This window comes from Paenibacillus sp. 01T422 (assembly GCF_056398785.1).
Genome location: NZ_JBFTQB010001194.1, coordinates 1 through 1,516, shown reverse-complemented (window position 1 = coordinate 1,516; position 1,516 = coordinate 1). Strand labels below are relative to the sequence as shown.

At 45.5% G+C, this 1,516-nt stretch carries 4 protein-coding genes; 3 read left to right on the top strand and 1 reads right to left on the bottom strand.

Annotation, left to right across the window (positions count from 1 at the left end):
• Window positions 1-602 (bottom strand): non-homologous end joining protein Ku (gene ku / locus AC1DUA_RS37100; protein ID WP_477504485.1); only part of this gene is annotated, 602 nt, incomplete at its 3' end.
• A 174-nt stretch (window positions 603-776) separates the two neighbouring features.
• On the opposite strand from ku, the gene AC1DUA_RS37095 reads away from it, so the two are divergent.
• The 3 genes from AC1DUA_RS37095 to tsaE all read left to right on the top strand — a co-directional run.
• The gene (locus tag AC1DUA_RS37095) at window positions 777-962 is read left to right on the top strand and encodes a hypothetical protein (RefSeq protein WP_477504484.1); all 186 of its coding nucleotides are present in this window, start codon (window positions 777-779) and stop codon (window positions 960-962) included.
• The gene (locus AC1DUA_RS37090; protein WP_477504483.1) at window positions 959-1,141 is read left to right on the top strand and encodes an H-type small acid-soluble spore protein; all 183 of its coding nucleotides are present in this window, start codon (window positions 959-961) and stop codon (window positions 1,139-1,141) included. Before AC1DUA_RS37095 ends, AC1DUA_RS37090 begins: the two co-directional genes overlap by 4 nt.
• A 116-nt stretch (window positions 1,142-1,257) precedes the next feature.
• Window positions 1,258-1,516, top strand: a 259-nt coding sequence (gene tsaE, locus AC1DUA_RS37085) for a tRNA (adenosine(37)-N6)-threonylcarbamoyltransferase complex ATPase subunit type 1 TsaE (protein ID WP_477504482.1), incomplete at its 3' end; no start/stop codon positions are given.

The following is a 1,516-nucleotide window of genomic DNA, read 5'->3' as shown; positions in this document are numbered from 1 at the left end:
GAAGATAACTGGCTAATCAGCATTTTGGCCATCTCCAACTCACGCTCGTTCACGGTCACCTTCTCGGGTAAGTTAGGAACTTGCGAGATAGGACGAATTTCATCAGGGTAAAAAATAGTCTCAAGCGCCAAACAGTTCTCGATGACGCGAATCGCCGCCAGTGAGCTTTTGGAGCGGATCGAAACTTTGGCGATCCCAATTTTACTGGTTTGGCGCATCGAATCGAGCAGCAAATTATAAGCGCCAGCCCCCGTATCCCCAGGCCCCAAATAGTACGTTTTTTGAAAATAAACAGGATCGATATCTGTCAAGTTGACGAAGTCCAGAATTTTGATCTCTTTATTCGCTTCTCCTGAGATCGTTTCCAACTCTTCCTTTTCAAAAAGGACAAATCGGCCTGGTTCATATTCATAACCTTTCGTAATTTCATCCCACTCTACTTCCTTGTCGCAAGTCTGGCATTTGCGCACATAAGCTAGCGGGGTAATGCAGGTTTTATGTATATATCGCATGGAGATATCCTTATCTTCCGTAGCCGAAAACATTTTCACAGGCACATGTACAAGTCCGAAAGAGATAGCGCCTTTCCAAACCGTATGCATCGCTTGATTCCTCCCATAATGAGCTTGATTGTACTAGTATTCTCTTGATTTCTTTCCTTTATACGGAAGCATTTTAAGAGAATGGTCTGGCCTCGGAGTGGGTACGTTAAAGAGGCAAGTTTAATGCTAAATAGCTTGTCATAGGCAAAGCTAATGCTAAGGAGGGATTCACGGATGGCACAAGATTCAAATGCATCCCAAGATACGAACAATCAGGGTCAAGAAGATCATTTCATGGATATTGACCGTATGATTAATGAGGGCTTGGGAGGCGGCAACGTCACTATGCATAACGGATTAATCGAATCCACGTCAACGGATACGATGGATCATCCAGAATCCGTATTGGATGAGCCATGAACCTTCATCGCGCTCAAGAAATTTTGGCAGCTGATGATAAGATTACGGTTGAACTTAACGGCGTTCCCGTCTGGATCGACAGTGTCGACTCAAGCAAAGCGCTCGCTAAGGTACACGCCGAAGAAAACCCGGCCGATTCCCGACTAGTGACCGTTCAAGAGTTAGAAGAGGTTCAGTGACGGAAAAGGCAAGCCTGCCCCGATGCAATTCGGAGCGGGCTTTTTTTCATTTCAGGTTGCCGTTGCCTACTAGCGAAGTCTATAATAGGAGCAGCAAGCGCAATCGGAAGAAAGGGATGAGATCACTGGCTCAATCCACATTTACGTACTACTCCAAGCATGAGGAAGATACTGATCGACTTGGGACGATGCTAGCCGCCTATTTAATCCCGGGCTCCGTGCTTACATTGGACGGTGATTTAGGAGCAGGCAAAACGAGATTTTCGCAAGGTTTTGCAAGGGCGATAGGCATTCAAGAAAACGTCAATTCCCCCACATTTACCATTATCAAAGAATATGAGGGAGCTAAGCTTCCTTTCTACCATATGGATATGT

What these genes read in the sequence shown, in the direction of transcription:
- AC1DUA_RS37095 (WP_477504484.1), top strand. Translation starts at nt 777, where the DNA reads ATGGCACAAGATTCAAATGCATCCCAAGATACGAACAATCAGGGTCAA.
- AC1DUA_RS37090 (WP_477504483.1), top strand. Translation starts at nt 959, where the DNA reads ATGAACCTTCATCGCGCTCAAGAAATTTTGGCAGCTGATGATAAGATT.